The sequence below is a fragment of the Rugamonas fusca genome (genome assembly GCF_014042365.1).
Taxonomy (GTDB): domain Bacteria; phylum Pseudomonadota; class Gammaproteobacteria; order Burkholderiales; family Burkholderiaceae_D; genus Rugamonas; species Rugamonas fusca.
This window is the reverse complement of sequence record NZ_JACEZS010000053.1, coordinates 1-2,589: the sequence shown is the minus strand read 5'-3', so window position 1 is coordinate 2,589 and position 2,589 is coordinate 1. Positions and strand designations below refer to the sequence as shown.

Annotated in this window: 2 protein-coding genes; both read left to right on the top strand. The window is 62.4% G+C overall.

What is annotated here, in order from left to right:
- On the top strand, positions 1-1,920 hold a 1,920-nt coding region (locus H3H36_RS26235; protein WP_182220979.1), incomplete at its 5' end, for a sensor domain-containing diguanylate cyclase.
- 7 nt (positions 1,921-1,927) lie between these two features.
- A partial coding sequence (locus tag H3H36_RS26230; RefSeq protein ID WP_182220978.1) for a CHASE domain-containing protein occupies positions 1,928-2,589 on the top strand: 662 nt, incomplete at its 3' end.

The following is a 2,589-nucleotide window of genomic DNA, read 5'->3' as shown; positions in this document are numbered from 1 at the left end:
TTCCTGGCTTGCCTGTACGTCGGCACCAGCATGGTGCGGCTTTATTACCAAAAGCGGCAGCTGGAGGATCAGGTTGCCCAGCAATTGCAAAACATCTCGGTCAGCATGAAGCGCAGCCTTGCGTTGCAGCTGGCGCAATTGCATACCGACCAGAAAATGATCGCCGATCAGATCAATGATCACTTTCCCGCCGACCTGGCGCGCGCCGAGGTGCGACATGTCCGCAGCCTGCAGAAGATGCTTACGGACGAGGCCGCTAATAACGACGATATCGCGTTATTGGGCGTGGCCGATGTCGACGGGAAGGTCCTGTACATGTCCAACAATGTGAGGGACGTACGTGCGGGGGACCAGATTGACGTGGCGCCCTTGCGCGCCGATCCCTCGCTCGACACCGCCATTTCCATCTACCGTGGCGGCGTGCGTTCAGCCTGGCCCAGCGGCTTCCTGGTCCTGCACCCGGTGCGTTATGCGGATGGCCGCCTGCATGCGTTCGTGTTTGCACTGCAAAGCCATGACTCGTTCCACCGTCGCCTGGAAGAACAGGAGCGCGACGGCTTTTCACTGGGGGAGCATCGTGTCGTCGCCATCATCGATACATTGGGCGACCGCCTGGCGTTCCGCGATCCCCCGGCGACCAGTGTCGTCGGCGAGCGCGTCCCGGAGGCCCAGCGCACACGGTTTCGTCACCAGAAACAGTTAAATTATTGGGTCTCCCCTTACGACCAGATCAGGCACCTGGTCTATGAGCAGCCATTGGTTGACGGCCGCTATCTGCTGCGGGTTGAGGCTGCGGAGCGCGACTACCTCGCCCCTTGGTATAAGGAACTGGCCTACAGCGGTGTCAGTGCCGTGCTGTTGCTGGTGACCGTGATGCTGTTGCTGAGGATGGTGCGGCAAAGTGCACGACAGACGGTGCAACTGCATCACGACAAGAAACAACTGGAAATTGGCGCACGTACCATGGCGCACCTCATCGCCACCGCGCCTGTCGCGCTGGCCCAGGTGCGCCAGTCCGACGGGATGCTGTTGCACGCCAATATTGCATTTGAAAATCTATTCGGCGCGATGCCGGGTGACCGGCTGCGCACCGCCGCTGCCCTGTTTACCCAGCCATCGGTCTGGGACGAGCTGTCCGCGAGCGCGGAACAGTCCGATGCGTTGAACGGACGCGGTATGGAATTGACGTTGGCGGCCGGCGCGAGGGTACGCCATGCCCTGGTCTCGGTCGCCATGCTGCCGTTCACGCAGGGGGAATCACGGGAATTGCTGATCAGCTTTACCGACATCGAGGCGCAGCACGAACGCGAGCAGGCCCTCACCGACATCGCCTATACGGATCCACTGACCCGCCTGGCGAACCGCCGCGCCTTCTTGCAGCAGGCCGGCGCCGCTTTCGCCGGGGCCCGCCGCCATCAACGGCCGTTGGCGCTGCTGATGATCGACCTCGATCATTTCAAGCACGTGAACGACACCTACGGCCACGCAGCGGGCGACGCCGTGCTGGTACGCACGGCCAACTGCATGCGCGACAGCGTGAGGCGCGCCGATTTTCCGGCCCGGCTGGGAGGCGAGGAATTTGTGGTGCTATTGCCGGACACCGGCCTCGACGATGCCTTTGAGGCGGCCGAACGTCTGCGGAGAATGATCGAGCAAGCTCCTCCCGCCGAGTTCGATGGCCATGTCATCACCGTTACGGCCAGCATCGGCGTCGCGCTGATGCAGGCCGACAGCAAGGACATCGCGTCCCTCCTGCATGAAGCCGACCTGGCGCTCTACCGCGCAAAAGAGACGGGGCGCAATCGGGTGGCGCTGGCGGGGACCGGCACGGCACAGGTTGCCGGCAGCGCAGGTTCCAACGCGCCCCCTGCCACGCAGCTGGCGCCTGCATCGGCCGTCACTGACAAGCTATCACCGTGAGCACGCCATGAAGGACTTGAACAAGCGCTGGTTCAGCCAATTGCATTTCTGGGTGTGCTGCCTGGTCTTTGTGCTTGGTTCGGGACTGACCTATCTCATGCAGGCCAACGAGCGCTTATCGCAACACCGCGTGCTGGAGACGGAATTCGATTTTCGCGTCAACCAGATCATTGCCAACGTGCAGGCCAGACTGAGTCTGGAAGAACAGGTACTGGAGGGCGTCAGGAGCTTATTCCTGCTGACCGGCGGTGTTGATCGCCAGAATTTCGCCGAATACTTGCGCCATCAGCAAAGTATTGCGGGCTTTTCCGGCCGGGTGGCGATCGGCTTCAGCGCCAACCTGCGGGCCGCGGACGTGGCCCGGCATGTCGCCGCCGTGCACGCGGAAGGCTATGCCGACTACAAGATCTGGCCGCCAGCGAGACGCGCAAGCTATGCCCCACGCCTCTACCTCGAACCGTTCAGCCAGCACAACCGGCGTGCCTTTGGCTATGATTTGTCGAGCGACCCGGTTCGCTGGCAAGCCATGGAAGCGTCGGCCAACAATGACCAGGCCATCTTGTCTGGGCACACGCAGCTGGTGCAAGAGTCCGCTGGTGACGGCGGCGGTGGCGTATTGCTGTTCCTGCCGGTCTACCGGCCTGGCATGGCGCACGGCACCATGGCTGA